General features: G+C 38.3%; 18 protein-coding genes. 4 read left to right on the top strand and 14 right to left on the bottom strand.

From position 1 onward, the window contains the following. Positions 1 to 486: 486 nt before the first annotated feature. The 3 genes from trpB to J1N10_RS15035 all read right to left on the bottom strand — a co-directional run bounded on the left by trpB (position 487) and on the right by J1N10_RS15035 (position 4006). On the bottom strand, positions 487 to 1713 hold the full coding sequence (gene trpB / locus J1N10_RS15025; RefSeq protein WP_262327547.1) for a tryptophan synthase subunit beta: 1227 nt from the start codon (positions 1711 to 1713) through the stop codon (positions 487 to 489). A gap of 227 nt (positions 1714 to 1940) precedes the next feature. Beyond that, entirely contained in the window at positions 1941 to 3341 is a 1401-nt protein-coding gene (locus J1N10_RS15030; RefSeq protein ID WP_262327548.1) for an NfeD family protein, read from the bottom strand. Positions 3342 to 3415: 74 nt separating this feature from the next. Beyond that, complete coding sequence (locus J1N10_RS15035) at positions 3416 to 4006, bottom strand: DNA-3-methyladenine glycosylase I (protein ID WP_262327549.1); 591 nt, start codon at positions 4004 to 4006, stop codon at positions 3416 to 3418. 213 nt (positions 4007 to 4219) lie between these two features. On the opposite strand from J1N10_RS15035, the gene J1N10_RS15040 reads away from it, so the two are divergent. Continuing rightward, positions 4220 to 4723, top strand: a complete 504-nt coding sequence (locus tag J1N10_RS15040) for a hypothetical protein (protein ID WP_262327550.1) — start codon at positions 4220 to 4222, stop codon at positions 4721 to 4723. Positions 4724 to 4761: 38 nt separating this feature from the next. Here J1N10_RS15040 and J1N10_RS15045 read toward each other — a convergent pair whose 3' ends face one another. Next, on the bottom strand, positions 4762 to 5574 hold the full coding sequence (locus J1N10_RS15045; RefSeq protein ID WP_262327551.1) for a M48 family metallopeptidase: 813 nt from the start codon (positions 5572 to 5574) through the stop codon (positions 4762 to 4764). Between the two features lie 129 nt (positions 5575 to 5703). On the opposite strand from J1N10_RS15045, the gene J1N10_RS15050 reads away from it, so the two are divergent. Beyond that, a complete protein-coding gene (locus tag J1N10_RS15050; RefSeq protein ID WP_410053449.1) occupies positions 5704 to 6579 on the top strand; it encodes a DMT family transporter in 876 nt (291 codons plus the stop codon). A gap of 163 nt (positions 6580 to 6742) precedes the next feature. Beyond that, a complete protein-coding gene (locus tag J1N10_RS15055; RefSeq protein WP_262327553.1) occupies positions 6743 to 8032 on the top strand; it encodes a cryptochrome/photolyase family protein in 1290 nt (429 codons plus the stop codon). Between the two features lie 45 nt (positions 8033 to 8077). Here the strand turns inward: J1N10_RS15055 and J1N10_RS15060 are convergent, their stop codons facing one another. Then, positions 8078 to 8437 (bottom strand): NifB/NifX family molybdenum-iron cluster-binding protein, encoded by a 360-nt coding sequence (locus J1N10_RS15060; protein WP_262327554.1) that lies wholly within the window; start codon positions 8435 to 8437, stop codon positions 8078 to 8080. Positions 8438 to 8618: 181 nt separating this feature from the next. Further along, entirely contained in the window at positions 8619 to 9017 is a 399-nt protein-coding gene (locus tag J1N10_RS15065; protein ID WP_262327555.1) for a DUF134 domain-containing protein, read from the bottom strand. Positions 9018 to 9112: 95 nt separating this feature from the next. Between J1N10_RS15065 and J1N10_RS15070 the strand changes: the two genes are divergently transcribed. After that, positions 9113 to 9511, top strand: coding sequence for an acyl-CoA thioesterase (locus tag J1N10_RS15070; protein ID WP_262327556.1), 399 nt, complete (start codon positions 9113 to 9115; stop codon positions 9509 to 9511). A 45-nt stretch (positions 9512 to 9556) separates the two neighbouring features. Here J1N10_RS15070 and J1N10_RS15075 read toward each other — a convergent pair whose 3' ends face one another. From J1N10_RS15075 to J1N10_RS15110, 8 genes are all read right to left on the bottom strand, one after another. After that, the gene (locus J1N10_RS15075; protein ID WP_262327557.1) at positions 9557 to 13414 is read right to left on the bottom strand and encodes a leucine-rich repeat domain-containing protein; all 3858 of its coding nucleotides are present in this window, start codon (positions 13412 to 13414) and stop codon (positions 9557 to 9559) included. Between the two features lie 94 nt (positions 13415 to 13508). Next, positions 13509 to 14537, bottom strand: a complete 1029-nt coding sequence (locus tag J1N10_RS15080) for a glutaminyl-peptide cyclotransferase (protein WP_262327558.1) — start codon at positions 14535 to 14537, stop codon at positions 13509 to 13511. A 25-nt stretch (positions 14538 to 14562) separates the two neighbouring features. Further along, positions 14563 to 15741, bottom strand: a complete 1179-nt coding sequence (locus tag J1N10_RS15085; protein ID WP_262327559.1) for a MalY/PatB family protein — start codon at positions 15739 to 15741, stop codon at positions 14563 to 14565. A 73-nt stretch (positions 15742 to 15814) separates the two neighbouring features. Then, a complete protein-coding gene (locus tag J1N10_RS15090; RefSeq protein ID WP_262327560.1) occupies positions 15815 to 16279 on the bottom strand; it encodes a DUF4625 domain-containing protein in 465 nt (154 codons plus the stop codon). Positions 16280 to 16364: 85 nt separating this feature from the next. Next, on the bottom strand, positions 16365 to 17351 hold the full coding sequence (locus J1N10_RS15095; RefSeq protein WP_262327561.1) for an SDR family oxidoreductase: 987 nt from the start codon (positions 17349 to 17351) through the stop codon (positions 16365 to 16367). A 148-nt stretch (positions 17352 to 17499) separates the two neighbouring features. Continuing rightward, positions 17500 to 19041, bottom strand: coding sequence for a ribonuclease Y (rny, locus tag J1N10_RS15100; protein WP_262327562.1), 1542 nt, complete (start codon positions 19039 to 19041; stop codon positions 17500 to 17502). A gap of 105 nt (positions 19042 to 19146) precedes the next feature. Further along, positions 19147 to 19452 carry a cell division protein ZapA gene (locus J1N10_RS15105; protein ID WP_262327563.1) on the bottom strand — a complete coding sequence of 102 codons (306 nt, stop codon included), beginning with the start codon at positions 19450 to 19452 and terminating at the stop codon, positions 19147 to 19149. 9 nt (positions 19453 to 19461) lie between these two features. Next, entirely contained in the window at positions 19462 to 19755 is a 294-nt protein-coding gene (locus tag J1N10_RS15110; protein WP_262327564.1) for a hypothetical protein, read from the bottom strand. Between the last annotated feature and the right edge of the window lie 45 nt (positions 19756 to 19800).

Genomic DNA, 19800 nt, shown 5'->3' on the forward strand with positions numbered 1-19800 from the left:
TTGAAATTACTCTTATTGTACTGAAGCGTAAGAACAAGTATTTTGCTCCTGCCTGAGCTATCTGACAAGGGTAACACCAAGGTTTTCATCTTCACCCAGTGCTACAAAAAAGGTAAAACAAACTGCGGAACACCATCCGAGGCCTTGATTGAGGTCCTGCAAAGCGTTTTACCCCAAACGGAAACTACAACAAGTACAAAAGAAGCTGCTACTCCTTTTCGTAGGCTACAAATAAGGTGAAACAAACTGTGTAACACATTCTGAGTCATTACTTGGGATGCCGCAAAGCGTTTTATCCCAATCGGAGCCTACAATTAGCTTAAAACAAACTGCGGCACCTTTTTGCAAGCAACGAATAAGACCAAACTATCCTGTTTCACTTAATCGTAGGCCTTGAACAGGATGAAACATTAGAGATTCCCATAAAAAAAACAGTCAGGATTTAAAGCTCCGACTGGTTTGCATTTATACTCAAGGTAATTTTATCTATCCCTCTATCCCATAGTCTTTACCAAACTTCTCAACCACATAGTCTATGTCCTTATCACCTCGTCCCGAGAGGTTGACTAAGATGGTTTGGTCTTTGGCTAAGGTTGGTGCTAGCTGCATGGCATAAGCCACCGCATGCGAGCTTTCTAAAGCCGGAATAATCCCTTCTAGTCGTGCCAGTTGCATAAAGGCATCAATGGCTTCTTTATCGTTAATGGTTTTATAATTAACGCGCTCAATATCCTTCAGGTAAGAATGTTGCGGTCCCACGCCCGGATAATCCAGGCCCGATGCGACGGTATTAACCGGTGAAGGTTCTCCCTTTTCATCTTGCAACAAATAACATTTGAAGCCATGAATCATACCCGGTTTCCCCAAGGTGAGCGTTGCTGCATGATCGCCGGTTTTAAAGCTGGTTCCAGCCGGTTCAACGCCGTAAATATTCACCCCTTCATCCTGTAAAAAGGCTGAGAACAATCCCATGGCATTGGAACCACCGCCCACACAGGCCACCAGATTATCGGGCAATTGCCCGGTCATGTCCTGAAACTGCTCTTTAGCTTCGCGTCCTATCACCGCCTGAAAATCGCGCACCATCATTGGAAACGGGTGCGGACCTACCACCGAACCAATGGCATACAGTTGGTTAACCGGGTCTTGCAGGTAGGCTTCAAAAGCTGCGTCAACCGCTTCTTTTAATGTCTTTAATCCATGCGTGGCCGGAATAACATTAGCCCCTAATATGCGCATCCTCACCACATTAGGGTGTTCCTTGTAAATATCTACTTCACCCATATAAATATCGCACTCCAATCCTACCAAAGCGGCGGCGGTTGCCAGGGCCACGCCATGCTGACCAGCACCTGTTTCGGCAATTAGCTTTTTCTTGCCCATCTTCTTAGCCAGAAGGGCTTCGCCTAAGCAATGGTTGATTTTATGTGCTCCCGTGTGATTTAAATCTTCGCGCTTGAGGTAAATTTGCGCACCGCCCAGTTTATCAGAAAGGTTTTTGGCATGGAATACCGGTGAAGGACGGCCGGTGTAGTGTTTTTGAAGGTAATACAACTCTTCTTTAAACACCGGATCGTCTTTGATTTTTTCATAAGCGTCGGTAATCTCCTGCATGATTGGCTCCAGCATTGGCGGCACAAAACGACCACCGTATTCGCCGAAGAAACCTTCTGCGTTGGGCATTACCTCACCGTTTAAAAGTGATTTATTCATTCATTTAAGTTTATGAGCCCCAAAGGCTCTTTATTAGTAATTTATTAAAAGAAAAGCCGCAGGTGGAATTCCTGCGGCTTCTATATTTTTAAGACATATACCTACTGTTCCACTTGTTTAAAAAGTAGAGCAACGCCACCAATACGTATGAAACAGTTGATTTGTCATTTTTTCAATTCTATTCCGCAATAATACTTATTTATTGATTTATCGCAAAGCATTGCGGCTTATTTTTGAGCTCTCACATACAATTGACCATGCAAGAAACGGGTGACTTTCACTTTGGTTCCTTTTTCAATATAGCCCGTCTCTGCCACGGCATCGTATTGCTCATCATCAATTATTATTTTGCCCGATGGCCTTAAACTGGTAAACGCCGCAGCTTCTTCGCCTACCAATTCGCCAAGCGATGCTTCCACACCAATATAACCCAACTCCACGTTTTCCTCAGTTTGCAAGGCTATTTTCGCTCCAAATGTGGATGATGACAGTAATTTCTTACTGAGATAAATAATGGCTAAAAAGGACCCAAATAAGCCGGATAGGACAATTCCCATCGCTTCCAGAAGCTTATTGAAACCAACGCCATCGAAATTAAATAAGTCGTTATCCAGTAAACTTAAGGTTAAACCACCTACAACCAGGATGATACCCGACACCCCTGCTACGCCAAAACCAGGTATCACAAACACTTCGAGGCCGATCAGCACCAATCCGATAATGAATAGGATGATTTCCCAATTATCGGCTAAACCATCGATATAAAGTGGCGAGAAGTAAAGCACAGCGGCTATGGTTGCTGCCAACAACGGAAAACCTACTCCCGGCGTTTGCAGTTCAAAATAGATGCCTCCCATAATCACCAAAATCAGAATCCCCTGAAGTATGGGACTCGTCAGCAAACCCTTTAGTCCATCGTAAAATGAAGGTTTGAAAGTGGTCATTTCGTAATCGTATATTTTTAACTGCTTCAGCACATCGTCAATGTTATTGGCCTGTCCTTCGCAAAAACCATTCTCGATAGCCTCCAAGGTGGTAAATGTTAGTATTTTACCTGTATCAACTACATTTTCAATGTAAATACTTTCATCCACCATGGCCTCGGCAATATGCGGGTCGCGACGCCATACATAGGTCGTGTCTTTGCCCGATACAATCGTGTCTTTCCCGTGTGCTTCGGCAGTGGCCCGAATGGTTGACCGCATATACGACTGGTATTTATCCGGCATTTTCTCCCCACTCTGATTCACCACTGTAGCAGCACCAATATTGGCTCCGGGACGCATGTAGATGCTGTCGCAAGCTATTGAAATCAATGCGCCAGCCGAAGCGGCATTATTATCAATAAACACATGAACCGGAATATCGCTGTTTAATATCTTCGTTCGAATAGAATCGGCAAATACGACCTGCCCTCCGTAAGTATTCATGTGTAGCAAAATCACATCGGCATTCATGGCTTTGGCTTCAGCAAAAGCTTCTTGTGTATGAATCCATGACGTACTGCCAATCTCGCGGAAAATTTTATAGGTATAAACCTGTGTTTTCAGGCTATCCGATGATTCAGCACGCAAGCTGAACACCACAATAAAAAGCAAGGCTAAACTCAATAGTTTTCTAACAGTCATTATTTAGTAGAATTATGTTGAAGTTTAAAAATACACATTAGTTCGTAGTTTATACACCATAATGCGCATTAAAATTAATCAGATAAAGCCTGATCGCTTATGGAACGACACTTCTTATAACGAAAGCAACTCGTAGTATGATCATTGACCATTCCTGTAGCTTGCATGAATGCATAACAGATAGTGCTGCCTACAAAAGAAAAACCATCCTTTTTGAGTTGTTTGCTCATCTTATCAGACAGGTTGGTCGTGGCTGGAATATCCGATTCGTTTTCAAAATGGTTTTGAATGGTCTGATAATTAACGAACTGCCAGATATATTTATCAAAACTGCCACATTCTTTTTGAATGCGCAGAAAAGTCCTTGCATTTTTAATGGCCGCCTTAATTTTCAGTCTATTCCTTATAATTCCTGCATTTTGCAGTAATTCAGACACTTTAGTATCGTTATATTCAGCAATTATTTTAGCATCAAAGCCATCAAATGCTTCCTTGAAAGCCTCTCGTTTATTCAGAATTGTTGACCAGCTTAAACCTGCTTGAAAGCCTTCAAGAATAAGAAACTCAAATAACTTATCATCATCATGCAAGGGAACACCCCATTCTTCATCGTGGTAAGCCACATACAACTCTGAACCTAAACTCCATTTACACCTGTGTTTCATAAACTACTTTTCAATTATAGTTATTCTTAGTATCTAAAATTCACATTTAGTGTCATTTACCAAATAAATAATCTAATTTGCATCTTCTCTTATTTACACAAAGAACAAATAAGTAACGTATTACACAATTACTGTAACCTTAAAGGTAATAATTAGTATGACGCAACATAATAAACTTAGTTCTCACACTTTTAATTGCCAACTAAGCATTTTATGAAAAGAAAATTGTTAACGCTGGGCTTACTACTATGCCTGATTTGCACAGCTGGATATAGCCAGGACAATGAAGTTTCCTTTAATGAACACACTGGTTTTAAAAGCAATGCCGTGTATTTTGAGGGATTTCTAATGAATACCGCCAAGTATAATTTTGGCTATCCTTCATTAAACTATGAACGCTATCTGGATAAGCTCTATCGCCTATCAATACGTATTGGTATTTCTACTGATTTTGACAGAACAACCAACATTCCCTTTTCTATCAATTGGTTGACTGCAAGCTTAAAACATCATCACCTGGAGTTTGGTGCAGGTGCCATTTTAAGCATCAACGATTATACCTATGAAGATAATAACCTAGTGGCCTATGGTATTTTTCTTCCAATGATGTATCGCTATCAAAAAGCCGGCGGCTTGGTTATACGCGCAGGAGCCAATGCCATTTTTGGTTTAGACACATTTGTTGCTCCCTCTGTTAGTTTGGGCTATAATTTTTAAAAGAAAAAAGCGCTCTTCTCAGAACGCTTTCTTACTTGTTATTTTTTGTAGTATTTCATTGCTTCGGGCATAAAGGCTTGCAAATTTTTTATGCGTGTCTCATCGGCCGGGTGCGTACTCATAAACTCAGGCGGCTTTTGTCCTCCTGAAGCTGCCATGCGACCCCAAAAATCAACTGCTACCTCCGGGTTATATCCTGCCATGGCCATAAATATAAGCCCCATTTTATCAGCCTCAGTCTCATGCGTACGCGAATAAGGTAACATAAAACCATATTGCGCACCTAAACCAAATGCAGCCATATAAATAGCTTTCGTTTCCTCTGGCTTTTCGTCAACCGCCACTGAAAGAGCTGTACCTCCCATTTGAACCGCCATTTGGTTACTCATGCGTTCATTACCGTGTTTGGCAACTGCGTGAGCAATTTCGTGTCCCATTACAACAGCCATTCCTTCTTCATCTTGAGTAAAAGGAAGAATACCGGTATAAAACACAACTTTGCCTCCTGGCATACACCAGGCATTGGGTGTATCGTCTTCAACTAAATTAAACTCCCACTCAAAACCCGCAATGTGGTTGGCATGACCGTTATCCCGCATATACTTTTCAACGGCATCAGCAATGCGTTTCCCACAGCGCCTCACCATCTCAACTTGTTGTTTATTAGCCGATAACTTATTCTCCTTCAAAAATTGATCGTACTGACTAAAACTCATGCCCATCATTTCTGAATCAGACACCAGGTTCAACTGCTTTCGCCCGGTAATTGGTACAGTAGAACACGAATACAACAGTGTAAGTGCGAGTAACAAACTAAAGCCAGCAGTCCATTTAAATGCTATTTTATTCATAATCAGCTTAAAATTATAGTGTGATAAAGTTATATCCTTATTTATAAACGATGAAATACAAAATTAATGCGTTACATCGAAAGTATTTCTATTTTTGCCCAAACAATAGCACCTTTTTATTTAACACGTATGAGTGCACTTTTAAAGAACCACTTAAAACTCCATTTTGTTGTTTTATTGTATGGTTTTACAGCAATTTTAGGAAAATTAATCACCTTGCCGGCTCCTCAGATGGTTTGGTACCGCATGTTGATTGCTCTCATTGTTTTGGGTGGCTTTATTTGGTATAAACAAATACCGGTAAAAATAGGCCGATACAACATTCTAAAAATAATGGGTGTTGGTATTGTAGTGGCTTTCCACTGGATTACTTTTTTTCATGCCGTAAAAATATCTAATGTATCAGTGACGCTTGGATGTATGGCCTCTACAACACTTTTTGCCAGTTTTCTGGAACCTATCATCTTCCGAAAAAAAATTAAATGGCTCGAAGTATTTATTGGTCTGCTAATCATTGGAGGACTATATTTAATTTTTCAATTTGAGCTAGATTACTGGGAAGGTATCATAACTGCCTTGATATCTGCTTTTTTAGCAGGATTATTTACAGTACTTAACAAATTATTTATCAATAAGCACCACCCGGTAACAATCAGTTTTTATGAAATGATTAGTGGCTTTATAAGCATTGGTTTCTTCCTTCTGTTTATTGATGTATTACCATACAATCTACTCATGCCAACGACCACTGACATCATCTATATTTTGATTTTGGGAATTGCATGTACAGCTTATGCCTTTGTGGTGGCAGTTGATGTGATGAAGGTACTATCGGCTTATACAGTTGTGCTAGCCATTAACATGGAGCCTGTTTACGGTATTTTACTGGCATTTGCCATTTTTGGACAAAGCGAGTTTATGTCAGGTGGCTTTTATATAGGCACTTTAGTCATTTTAGCCGCAGTTTTTCTTCATCCTGTTATTGAACGTTTCCAAAAGAAATAGCTGGCAATATTGTTTATTAATATTTAATTATTAGTGAACAATGTGGCTTTTTGTTGCTTTTAAAAGGAAGTAGAGTCTACTAACAGGTGTAACTACCTATTCTCATATGTATTCCACCGCTTTTCTTCAATCTGCCTTAAAGGCCATGCTAAAAAATAACTAAATGAAGCAAGACATTACTATTCATTGGTTTCGACGCGACTTGCGTTTAGAGGATAATACAGCCTTAAATACGGCTCTTAAGGGCCAATCACCTGTGCTTCCTTTGTTTATATTTGACACCAATATACTGGATGAATTAGCCCCAAATGACGCCCGGGTCAATTTCATTCACAAACAGTTACAGCACATAAATAAGAAACTGAAGCTAAATTACAAAAGCAGCGTTCTTATTAAGTACGGTAATCCTATAGATATTTTTCAGGAACTCGCAGAGGAATTTAATATCGAATCAGTGCATTTTAATCGCGATTATGAACCTTATGCAATTAAACGCGATAAATTCGTAACAGATTTTCTGCAAAAGCAATCAATAAATGTCATAAATTATAAGGATCATGTTGTATTTGAAGCCCATGAAATATTAAAAAAGGATGCTTCACCTTATACTGTATATACACCTTATAAAAAACAATGGCTCAAACACTTTAAACACATAAAACTAGATTCAGAATCAGGTATATCAGATAACTTTTTACAGCAAGATTTTAACTTTCCACCTATCGAATTAATTGGTTTTAGAAACTCATGCATCAATGTGCCTGATTATACATTATTATCCATCGATAGATATGCCGAAGAACGTGATTTTCCTTACCTGGATAGTACAAGTTATTTAGGACCACATTTACGCTTTGGCACAGTTAGCGTGCGTCAGATACTACTTCAATTAAAAATGGAACATACTGTTTTTTTAAGTGAACTAATCTGGCGTGAGTTCTTCATGCAGATTCTATTCCACTTTCCTTACGTTGTCACCCAGAGTTTTAGGAAGCAATACGATGATATCAAGTGGCGAAATAATGAAGTCGAATTTGAACGTTGGTGCCAGGGGCAAACTGGTTATCCGTTGGTGGATGCCGGCATGCGCCAATTAAACACAACTGGTTGTATGCATAACCGTGTGCGAATGGTTTGTGCCAGTTTTTTGTGCAAGCATCTTTTAATTGACTGGCGATGGGGAGAAGCATATTTTGCCAATAAATTGCTTGATTATGAATTGGCTTCCAACAACGGCAATTGGCAGTGGGCAGCTGGAACTGGCTGCGATGCAGCCCCCTACTTTCGAATATTTAATCCGACAGAACAACAGCGTAAATTTGATCCGGATTTCAGTTATGTGCGACAATGGATTGAAGAGTTCGATACCACATCCTACCCCAAACCAATGGTAGAACATGTTATGGCTAGAAAAAGAGCACTTGAAACCTATCAGACAGCTGTAAAAAAATAAAGGCTGCCATTGGCAGCCTTCATACATTCATAACTCAAGCTTTAATTAATGTGCACACTGGTGTCCGTCGTCATGCGTATGCTCGCACCCAATGCCAGAGTCTACAACTTCGTTGCGCAAGTAGGCTTCTGCAACCTCTTTTGTCGTTCCCTGACAGCCCCTTACCACTTTAATACCATTTTGTTCAATCTTATTTAAGGCTCCGGCTCCCATGTTACCAGCCAGCATTACTTCAACACCGCGTTCCTTTAATTCCGGGATGATATTGGTTTTGCACCCACAGCCTTGAGGCGACGGCACAGACTCTGAACCTACAATTTGATTGTTTTCTACTGTATAAACAGTATACGCTTCACAATGCCCAAAGTGACTGTCAACCCTTTCACCCCTGGTTGGAATTGCCATTTTCATAACTTTTGTCTCCTATCTTTTTTAAATATAACTGATGATGATAACTTCCTTCCCGCATTAACGGCCCTCCACACCTTTCACAAGTTTGCTCACGACATGGCTGACCTTTATAGTGAGGAATTTTAATATCACATTTCACACAAATACATGATCCTTTTTGCTCTAATTCCATGATTTATCCGTTTATCAGACGTAAACTATTAGCTTGACAATACCTGCAATTAACCATCTCTAAATCACTCACGTTTAACTTCTGACATGCCTCACATTTATACCAGTAATTCTCCGAATGAAAATCTCCTCCTTCAATCATCAAAGCTTTGCCTTCCACAAAGGCTTTTGCAACATTTCTTCTGGCCCTGTCATAAATACGTGTAAACGTAGGTCGCGAAACCTGCATTTTTTCTGCTGCCTGCTCTTGATTCATCCCTTCGTAATCAGCCAAACGCATAGCTTCATATTCTTCATATAACAATATAACAGGTTCCAGATTTTGAATTGGTACACCAAATGGCTTAAAGCCATCAATTGGAGGTGGATGCTCAATTAGTCTTTTTCGTTTAGGACGTGGCATGAAATTATTTTAAAAAGATTGCACAAATTTATTAATTATAATGAACAAATGTTCATTACGAATCTTATTTTTGCATTCAAATTACAAATAAATTTATGGAAGAGTTCTTTAATATCAGCGAAACACGCATTTGTAAAGCAATATTTCCCGAAACACTCAATGCCAATAATAGCTTGTTTGGTGGCAAAGCCATGCAATGGATGGACGAAGCTGCCTATATCTCAGCTACACGTTTTACGCGACAACGTATGTTTACTGCCAATACTACTGCAATTAAGTTTCTAAAAGCAGTGAAACCAAATTCAATTATAGAAGTTGTTGCGCGCGTGATAAAAGCCGGAGCTGTTCGCCTGACTATTCAGGTGCAGATTTTTACAGAAAACATGTATAATCAGGAGCGCGAATTAGCCATTGAGAGCAACTTTATCATGGTGTCATTAAACGATGAAAATCAGCCACAACGCATCGATTACAGCTTGGTTCACCAACTATAATTCGGAAATGAAGTTAGTATTGCTTATATAAGAAGCTAGATTATATTACCACACAGCTTCAATAGACGTCCCAGGGAAAAATGGATTTTCTATATAGGCTGAATAATCGCGATAATATTCACTCTTAAGACCAATATAAGGCCTTTGTGTTTTTACGGCCTCTCCTGCTTTGTACCACTTGATGGTGTTCGTTTTATCCATCACATCGTTAACATATACAGCTCTAACCCCATTATCGTAAGCCAGTTTATATTTTACCTTCTGCTGTCCGGTTATCAGCTTTCCTACCTTTTTAGGTAAATTATATAGCAATGGTGTTAAATCCTCAAACTTCAAATAGTTCATCGACAGATTAAGGGTATCCAGTTTGAGGCAAGCAGTTAAATCCAAGTTCAGCTTCTGAAGGTTGTTATCTTCCAACGAAAAGAATTGCAAATCGGGCGAATACACCTTATACCGAATACTATCCAGGCGATTATGACTAATATTTAGATTTCGTAATGCCATTTCACCAGCGTATAATGGCTCAAATGAACTCAAGTGATTTGAACTAATATCAAACTCAATCAGTTGATTTAAATTACTTAAATCCACATTAAACTCCCGAAACAGATTACCAGACAAATTAATACTTGCCAATTGCTTACTAAAAATATTATCAGCTAATACACCTGCAATTTCATTATTTGAAACATCAACATGTTGCAATTCGGTAAAAGCTTTAAAATCACCTGGCAAATAACCCCTTAAGTGATTATCTGGCAAAGAAATGTCTATAACATTTCCGTCTTTATCAAAACGGATACCGTATAGTGCCATGAAAGACTTGGAAAGTCGCTTCCCGCGTTTAATCTGATTCCAACCATGATTACTATTCCACTTATCTCCTTGTAACTCGTTATAAAAACTGGAAAGCGCCATAATTTGCTCCTTAGGCACATCAATGTTCAAATACGCCTGGTAGGAATAATTTAAACCTGGCAATTCCGGATGACCAATAACACACTCAATCACCCCGGTGTATTTGTTATTTATCACCAATTGATTTGATTCGCCTTTAACTAGTTTATTATTGAAATACCAATCAATTTGCAAGTCTTCAATTCGTGCCATGAGCGAATAAACACTCTGACTCGAATTTACTTTTTGCCACTTCAACAAACCTGGCGAATACTGATTTTTATAACTAAAGAAACTAGCTGATCTTCCATATGTCTTACTGGCACCAATCAGAAAATCGAGTGAAAGATGATTATCATTTAAAGTCAGAGAATCCAATTCCACTCCCATCGATAATCTTAGATCTAATTCGCTCAACAAATTATTATCTAAAAATAAATTCTTCAAATATGGGCTCCATTCCAAATTTAAATCCAGGGTTTTAATTTTATTCGTGCTCAGGTTAATGTCCTTAATTAAGGAGCATCCTTTAAAATCGAAATAAGCTTGTTCAATGATATTGTTTGATGCATCAAGTGTTTCAAAAAACCAGCATTCATTCAAATCGAGTTTTAATAAAGCAATATTATTATCTGAAAAATCTAATCGCCTCAAGTTGAAACTATTGGATAAATTGGCTACAAAAAAGAAAAGTTCATTAGCCGATAAATCAATTTCAGTTAAGTAAAATAAGTCGTCAAACTCAATATCGAATTGTACCAGACGATTATCATTCAACAGCATTACCTCAAGGTTATAGCATATATCCAAGCCATTATCTAAAAAACTGATGTAATTATGACTTAAATTTAAATATCTTAGCTCTGTGAGATTTTTAAACGAAAAAGGAATGTCGTACAAGTTATTATGTGATAAATTCAGTTGTCGAAGCTTGCGCATTTTTCCTATTGGTGTGCCGATATATTCAATTCGGTTATGACTCAAATCAAGTGTATGTAAAAACTTGCAACTATCCAGGTTGTGCGCAAACTGCTTAAAATCATTATTATCCAATACCAAATAGCGTAAACGCGGACAATAATTGAGCTTACTCTCAATGTGACTCAAATAGTTCTCACCCAAATCAAGGTATACCAATTGCTCATTGTTTCGCAAATTATAATTAAAGCGCGAGATATAATTACCGCGTAAGTTAAGCTCTCGTAATTGAGGAAACAGATAGAAGTTAATATTCGGATGACTTAACTTATTGTAGCTCAAATCCAATACTTTAGTTCGAAAACCATTGACTTTCAAATCAGAAAACTTAGTCAACTGATTATTCGAAAGGTTTAATATTTCCAGCTTATGATTAGCTCTTAAATCTAATTTAAAAGTATCCAGTTGGTTATAAGACAAATCGAGCACTTTCAGTTCACGGCAATTAAATAATTTAAGATTAACTTCTTTAAGATGGTTGTGATGAAGTGCTAAAACCTCTAACCTGTGCTGGTTCAATAAATCTATTTCGAACTGTTGCAGCTGATTATCCGATAAATCAATTTCTTTCAAATTAGGGCAATGAAATAATTGCGCATCAAAACTATTAATTTCATTACCATTTAATCGCAGCGCTTCTAACTGCCAATTACGTTTGAAGTCAATTTGGAAGTCAGACACTCTATTATTACTAATATCCAAATACTTAAGATTTGGACATGTCATCAGATTATACTCAAAATAAGTTAGCTGATTATTGGATAAATCAACATTAACCAAAGCCGAACAACGGTTCAACTGTGCTGAAAACTCATACAACTGATTATTTCTTAATACCAAAATCTCCAGTTGTTTGTGATTTTGCAATTGCTGATTAAACACCGACAAGCGGTTATTCCCTAAAAACAGTTTATTTAACCTGGTATTGTATCGTAAACTTGGTGCAAAGAATTCAAGATTATTATTACCCAGGTTCAGTACTTCCAGGTTTCGACAATAATTAATGTTAACATCAAATTTATACAAGTTATTTCCCCATAAATCTAACTCTCTAAGTTCTTTAGAATGTCTTAAATCAAGATTAAGTTCTGATATATAATTAGAGTTAAGCAAAAGCTTAAATAACTTTGGATTACTCTTAAAATCTCCACTAAAGTACCTTAAGTCGTTAAACGATAAGTCAATTACCTGAAGCTCTGCACAACCTTTTAAATTACTATTAAACTCCTGAATGCGGTTTGATGCTAAATACAAACCAGCCAAACGCTTACAGGCTGATAAATCGTAACTAAAGTGGCTCAATTCATTGTTACTTAAGGCTAGTCGTTCAAGTGCTTTACATCCGCTTAAGTTGGGGGTGAAAGTCTGTAAGCGATTGGATGATAAATTTAACTCCCTTAGGTTAACAAACTTATTTAAATCATTATTGAAGTTAATGAGCTTATTGTGATCAATAAACAGGGTATGCAGACGGCTATTGTAGCCCGATGCATGCTTAAAGTCTTCAATTTGATTGTAGCTTAATAACAGTACTTCCAATTTACTAAGCTTCTGGAAATCAATATTAATTTCTTCAAGCTGATTTTTAATAATATTTAGTCTCCGGAGCTTGTTGTCGCTCGCAAAATCATGCACAAAGTGTTTTAACTGATTGCCTGATAATTCCAGTTCTTGCAAACGGTTTAAATCTTTAAAGTTAACATCTAGCTCAACCAAGTCATTCTCACTCAAATCCAACACCTTAAGTGAATTCTTTTTTCCAATTATAAGCTTTAAATAACTAAGGTGGTTGCTCGATAAATCCAATTGCTCAAGGAAAGGTAAAAATGATAAATCGGCAATTAATGAATCTCTGGTGATAATATGGTTGACTGAAAGGCGAATAATTTTACCATCTCTATTGAGTCTAATGAAATTATCATCGGGCATTCCGTCATTGTCGCCATCCAGCTCTGGCAATATATTTAGCAGCAAATCAAATTCCTTAACACCTGACTGGGCGTAAGTTACTTGATAGCTTAGCATGACAAGAGTAATAAATATCTTAGATGCAAACTTGAGCATTACGAGGTTGAATTTTTCCCTAAACTAACTGTTAACAATTGTTAACAAACATAGCTTAATTATTCGATTTATCAAAGGACATTAGTCGGCAAACGATAAGGTGAGGCCAATTTTTACCGGTTAAATACACCAGCTCCTTGTCTGCATCAAAAGCAATTCCATTAAGCACTCCGGCATCGGGATAGCGATGACGATTGATACAGTTGGAAGCATCGATTTCAACTTCTACCTTGCCATTTGAAGGATTAATAACGATGATTTTATCATTGCCGAGCACATTGGCCCAAAGCATACCATTAATATACTCTAATTCATTAATATAATGGACTGGACCACGGTGGTTAAAAACCTGAATTGTTGAAGCTACCTTATAGCTATTGGACAAAAAATATAACACATTGGAACCATCCGAGGCAACAAGTTGATCATGAACACTTGTTAGCCCCCATCCTTCTTGTCGGTACGAATGAACACTTAATTGTTCCAAATTATGATTAAACTGATATACCAGGCCATCTTTCCAGGTCAGTACATGCAAGATATTGTCATCTAATGCCATGCCTTCTGCAAAAATTGCAGAATCAAGTTGAAGCTTCTGAATTACATCACCATTTTCAGGATTGATGATGCGCAATGATGACTTACCAACCAGCCCCGTTGATTCATACAAATAATCATTCCAATAAAGTAAACCTTGTGTAAATGCCTCTTCATCGTGCTTCAAAATATAGTAATCGTCTAATTCAACCTGAAGGGGCTCAACATCAGAAACCATGTAAAGCCTTTCATTGGAGCGCTTTCTCTTTCCTTCGGAATAAAAGTCGAGAGACACCTCATTTATTCCGGGCTCAAGCTTCGAAGCTAACAACATAAACGACTGTTGGTCATCTGGGTAATAAACGTCTTGATTCGTCATATCAACAACCGAATCAATTAAAGCCCCCTTCTTTGCCAAACGATAAACAGCGGTATCGTTGTATTGTATCAACTTCCATTGCATATTATTACCAATTGGCGGATATTCGAGATATACACCACAGCCATATAGCGTGAATACAAACATGCAAAGTAAGAAGTACTTCATCAGTAAAACCTGTTCTAATTAAACATTAGACGTTTTGCTTAGTACGTGCTTCCACAATCTGGTTCAGGGCTTTTTCTAAAGTCGCACGTGGGCTCGCTACGTTCATACGCATGTAACCTGCTCCTTCCATACCAAACGAAACGCCATCATTTAAACCAACCTTCGCCTCATTGGCCATAAATTGCCTTAATTGCTTTTGGCTCAACCCCCAATCCTTAAAGTTAATCCAAATTAAATAGGTAGCCTCTGGTCTGAAAAAACTTAACTCAGGCAAATTTTCTCTTAAAAACTCTTCAACAAACAGAATGTTGCCTTCCAAATAAGCTGTGAGCTCCTTTAACCAGTCTCTTCCTAAATTATATGCTGCAGTTAGAGCTACACCACTAAATAAATGTCCCATGTGCAATTGCAACCTGTTCTGCACTTTACGGTATGCTTCCAGCAGTGTCGGGTTGGCTGCTACCACATACGACGTGCTGAAACCTGCAATATTAAAAGTCTTCGAAGGTGCCATAAAAGAAATGCTATTCTGCGCGGCATCATCTGAAATTGAAGCAAAAGGAATATGCTTATTATTGAACAAAGCTAAATCAGAATGAATTTCATCGGCCAACACCAGCACATTGTGCTTTTGACAAATAGTCTGGATTTTCAATAACTCCTCCTCACTCCAAACCCTTCCAACCGGATTATGAGGCGAACACAGTAAGAAAAGCTTCGTAGATTTGTCAGCTGCTTGTTGCTCCAGCAGATCATAATCAATTTCATAACGTCCATTGTTATTCACTAAAACATTCTTGATTACTTTTCGATCATTATCGGCAATGACTGAATAAAATGGCGGATAAACCGGCGTATTGATAATAACACCATCTCCCGGGTTAGAAAACGCTAACACCGAAAAAACCAAAGCCGGCACCACCCCAGGCGAATACTCTATCCAGTCATTTTTAATATTCCACTGATGTTTATAGGAACACCAATCAACAATCGCATCAGTAAACTCGTCTTTTCTGATGGTATAACCATATATTTCGTGAGCTGCACGCGATTTGATAGCATCCTGAACCTCGGGCGGAGCAGCAAAATCCATATCGGCAACCCACAAGGGTACAAGGTCATCGGTGCCAAAGTACTTTTCCCTTAAATCCAATTTATAGGCATTGGTTCCTGAGCGCTCAATTATCTTATCAAAATCGTACATAATGGTCTTTTATTAAAGTATAAATCTAAAAAAAGGGCCGAAGCCCTTTAATATCATTCATTAATATTGAAGCTTATCCGCCAATTTTAATGGTAATTTCTTCTGTGGTTGCATTACCTTCAGCATCTGTCATTTCAAACTTAAGCTTATAATCACCACTTAAACAAGCTGCTTCAATTTCTTGTCCAAATAGCATTGAAATTGTAACAGTTTGCTCTTTTTTCTCTGTAAAATTAATCACTTCAGTATCACCATTCTCAGCAGGTGTCCATGGTGTTCCAATACCTTTTAGTTGTGCAGCAGAAGAAGCTGGTGTAACGTAAGAAATTGAAATGATACATTTTGCCAACTCTTTGTTATCTGTAAATTTGGCATTTAATGGTAGTGCAGTGCCTCTTTTGTATGTATCTGTCTCATTCGGCGTTGTAATATCAACTGAAGGTCCTTCTGTATCCGGCCCTTCACTATCACTTCCACAAGCGAATACTCCGATTAGTAAAAAACTAAGGGCTAAAGTTTTTGTAATTTTTTTGATCATAGGTTTAAATTTTACACAAATATAATTTTTTGAAGCATACTAGCAGAAAAATGAACTGAAATAATCTCGATTCATGATTTTAATCTTATTTCAAATTCTCCCAATACCAACCTATTGCCTCTTTTAAGCCACTTTTAATATTATATTTTGGTTGATAGCCCAATCGTTCTTCTGCTTTCGCAATCGATGCCAAACTATGAGGGATATCGCCCGCACGTTCAGGTCCATGTTTAATTTCAACATTAGCTATCTCAGCATCAAAGTCGCTTAAATACCTTTGTAAATAGCCAATCAACTCATTAAGCGTGGTTCGCTCTCCAAAAGCCACATTGTAAACCGTATTAATTGCGTTAAGTTTATCAGTTGTGGCTGCCAGCTCATTAGCCTGCACTACATTATCGATGTAAGTAAAATCACGCGAATACGTTCCATCACCATTAACAGTGGGTGATTCATGGTTAATTAATGACTTTACAAATTTGGGAATAACAGCGGCATAAGCACCATCCGGATCCTGGCGTCGGCCAAACACATTAAAATACCGTAGTCCTATGATTTGCATATCGTAAAGTTTGGCAAACACATCGGCATATAATTCATTGACATATTTAGTAATAGCATATGGAGATAAAGGTTTGCCAATCACATCTTCAACCTTGGGCAGATTAGTACTGTCGCCATAAGTTGATGAACTGGCCGCATATATAATTCGTTTTACACCATTATCACGTGCAGCAATCAATACATTAAGAAAACCGGAGACATTAACCTCATTGGAAGTAATCGGGTCTTTTATTGAACGCGGAACAGAACCAAGGGCGGCCTGATGCAGCACCACTTCTACTCCATCTACAGCCTTAGTGCAATCATTAATATTGCGAATATCCCCCTCAATTAATGTGAAGTTTTCATGAGATAGAAATGGAGCTATATTCTCGCGCTTACCAGTTGCAAAGTTATCCAGGCAAACCACATGGTTATTTTGAGTCAATAGTTTCTCACAAAGGTTTGAACCTATAAATCCGGCTCCCCCTGTTACAAGTACTTTTTTATTTTCAAGTATTCTGCTCATTCTGTCTGTCTTTATCATGTAAAAGTAGTAAAGCAGGGACAAAAACATTCAACAATTATCAATAAATATTGTGGACTGAATATAAGAGTATAAAAAAAGCGACCAGTGGTCGCTTTTTTGTACTCTTTCCTGCTATCGGCCTAATGAACTATTTTGCATAACTAATAGCGCGTGTCTCACGAATCACCGTTATCTTCACCTGACCCGGATAGGTCATTTCAGTTTGAATCTTACGGGCAATATCGTATGACAACTCTTCTGCCTCTTTATCCGATGTCTTCTCAGCTCCAACAATTACGCGCAATTCACGCCCTGCCTGGATAGCATATGTTTTAAGAACACCTGGATACGACAGAGCCAGATTTTCTAAATCTTTCAAACGCTTGATATAAGCTTCTACAATTTCGCGGCGTGCCCCCGGACGAGCTCCTGAAATAGCATCACAAACCTGAACAATTGGTGATATCATGGTTGTCATCTCTACTTCATCGTGGTGAGCTCCGATAGCATTACAAATATCAGCTTTCTCTTTGTACTTCTCTGCCAGCTTCATACCTAAAATAGCGTGTGGTAGTTCCGGATCTTCATCCGACACTTTACCAATATCATGCAATAAACCGGCACGTTTAGCTCTTTTGGCATTTAAACCAAGTTCTGATGCCATAATACCACAAAGGTTAGCTGTTTCGCGCGAGTGCTGTAACAGGTTTTGCCCGTATGATGAACGGTACTTCATTTTACCAACTAATTTGATTAGTTCTGAATGAAGACCATGAATACCTAAATCAATAGCTGTTCGCTTACCTGTTTCCAAAATCTCCTCTTCAACCTGTTTACGCACCTTATTTACTACCTCTTCGATGCGAGCCGGGTGAATACGACCATCTGTTACCAGTTGATGTAACGCCAAACGGGCAATCTCACGGCGCATGGGGTCAAAAGCTGAAAGCACAATGGCCTCGGGCGTGTCATCCACAATGATTTCAACACCGGTAGCAGCTTCCAAAGCCCTGATATTACGGCCTTCACGACCAATAATACGGCCTTTCATCTCGTCTGAATCGATATGGAAGATAGTGACTGAATTCTCGATAGCCGTTTCGGTTGCTACACGCTGAACTGTTTGAAGCACGATGCGTTTAGCCTCTTTATTGGCATTAATTTTAGCATCGTCCATAATGTCGTTGATGTACGACATGGCTTCCGTTTTGGCTTCTGCCTTCAGGCTTTCAATCAGCATTTCTTTGGCTTCATCGCCCGACATACCCGAAATAGCTTCCAACTGCTCAACCTGTTGCTTGTGCGCCTTATTAACCTCTTCCGTCTTTTTCTCAACAATTTCTAATTGAGCTGTCAGGTTTTCACGAATCGCCTCTACTTCTTTTTTCTTACGATTGTTTTCTTCGATGCGCTGAGATAAAGCCGATTCTTTTTGCTTCATCTTGTTTTCAGCATTCACCATTTTAGAGTTACGAGAATTAATTTCCTTCTCATGCTCTGTACGCAGCTGAAGAAACTTTTCTTTAGCTTGTAGTATTTTATCTTTTCTAATGACTTCCGCTTCCGCTTCTGCCTCTCTCACAACTCGTTCACTCCTGTTTTTTAATGCTTTGGTTATTATCAGCCATGTAACCAAACCACCCAACAATAGTGCTCCAATTGCGATTCCTATTACTAATGGTAATTCCATATTATCGCATTTATATATATAACAAAACCGCATTATCATGTCTTTTCACTAACTAAAGTAACAAAACAAATAATACGGGTAAACTTCAAAATTACAATGTCTTAACTACAAAACTTTATCTGTTTTTTCAGTCAATACATTATCTAATTGCTCATTTAAATCGCGAACCAAAGCAATGAATGGATCCACATCATGACGGTTTTCCAGCTCTAATAATTTAATGACGTACTGCAAAGTAGCCATTGCCAAAAAATCCTGTACATCTTTATCTGAATAACGTTGCTTATATTGTGAAACCTTTTCATTAATGAGTTTAGCTGCTAAACGGATGCGCTCTTCATCATTACGATCAATTCGTAATGGATAATACCTGTCGGCAATATTAACGCGTATAGATAATTTATCTTCCATTTAACTTGCTTAACGATTCAATAGTGCAATACACTTATCAATTTCCCGCACAATCTGACTGATCCGTTTTTTTGTATCGCTAGCCTCTGTGCTTCCGGCTACCAATTCTTTCGATAGTTTTAAATTGTTGAATCGCTGCTCCAAATTATTATATTCATTGGAAGCAGTCTCCAATTGACTTGTTAATCTTCTCTTCTCATCCTCCAACAGTTGCACCTCCGACTTCAAGCTTTGGTACTGCTGAACAAGTCTGTTTATTTTATCCTTTAACTCAACAATTAATTCGCTATTTGGATCTGTCATGGCCAAATTTTTCATTACAAAGTTAACATTGGTTTTAAAATATAA

This window comes from Carboxylicivirga litoralis (genome assembly GCF_025499605.1).
GTDB classification, from domain to species: domain Bacteria; phylum Bacteroidota; class Bacteroidia; order Bacteroidales; family Marinilabiliaceae; genus Carboxylicivirga; species Carboxylicivirga litoralis.

Bases quoted from the DNA above. Each gene is read 5' to 3' on its own strand.
- trpB (WP_262327547.1), bottom strand. From the start codon at position 1,713: ATGAATAAATCACTTTTAAACGGTGAGGTAATGCCCAACGCAGAAGGT.
- J1N10_RS15030 (WP_262327548.1), bottom strand. From the start codon at position 3,341: ATGACTGTTAGAAAACTATTGAGTTTAGCCTTGCTTTTTATTGTGGTG.
- J1N10_RS15035 (WP_262327549.1), bottom strand. From the start codon at position 4,006: ATGAAACACAGGTGTAAATGGAGTTTAGGTTCAGAGTTGTATGTGGCT.
- J1N10_RS15040 (WP_262327550.1), top strand. From the start codon at position 4,220: ATGAAAAGAAAATTGTTAACGCTGGGCTTACTACTATGCCTGATTTGC.
- J1N10_RS15045 (WP_262327551.1), bottom strand. From the start codon at position 5,574: ATGAATAAAATAGCATTTAAATGGACTGCTGGCTTTAGTTTGTTACTC.
- J1N10_RS15050 (WP_410053449.1), top strand. From the start codon at position 5,704: ATGAGTGCACTTTTAAAGAACCACTTAAAACTCCATTTTGTTGTTTTA.
- J1N10_RS15055 (WP_262327553.1), top strand. From the start codon at position 6,743: ATGAAGCAAGACATTACTATTCATTGGTTTCGACGCGACTTGCGTTTA.
- J1N10_RS15060 (WP_262327554.1), bottom strand. From the start codon at position 8,437: ATGGCAATTCCAACCAGGGGTGAAAGGGTTGACAGTCACTTTGGGCAT.
- J1N10_RS15065 (WP_262327555.1), bottom strand. From the start codon at position 9,017: ATGCCACGTCCTAAACGAAAAAGACTAATTGAGCATCCACCTCCAATT.
- J1N10_RS15070 (WP_262327556.1), top strand. From the start codon at position 9,113: ATGGAAGAGTTCTTTAATATCAGCGAAACACGCATTTGTAAAGCAATA.
- J1N10_RS15075 (WP_262327557.1), bottom strand. From the start codon at position 13,414: ATGCTAAGCTATCAAGTAACTTACGCCCAGTCAGGTGTTAAGGAATTT.
- J1N10_RS15080 (WP_262327558.1), bottom strand. From the start codon at position 14,537: ATGAAGTACTTCTTACTTTGCATGTTTGTATTCACGCTATATGGCTGT.
- J1N10_RS15085 (WP_262327559.1), bottom strand. From the start codon at position 15,741: ATGTACGATTTTGATAAGATAATTGAGCGCTCAGGAACCAATGCCTAT.
- J1N10_RS15090 (WP_262327560.1), bottom strand. From the start codon at position 16,279: ATGATCAAAAAAATTACAAAAACTTTAGCCCTTAGTTTTTTACTAATC.
- J1N10_RS15095 (WP_262327561.1), bottom strand. From the start codon at position 17,351: ATGAGCAGAATACTTGAAAATAAAAAAGTACTTGTAACAGGGGGAGCC.
- rny (WP_262327562.1), bottom strand. From the start codon at position 19,041: ATGGAATTACCATTAGTAATAGGAATCGCAATTGGAGCACTATTGTTG.
- J1N10_RS15105 (WP_262327563.1), bottom strand. From the start codon at position 19,452: ATGGAAGATAAATTATCTATACGCGTTAATATTGCCGACAGGTATTAT.
- J1N10_RS15110 (WP_262327564.1), bottom strand. From the start codon at position 19,755: ATGACAGATCCAAATAGCGAATTAATTGTTGAGTTAAAGGATAAAATA.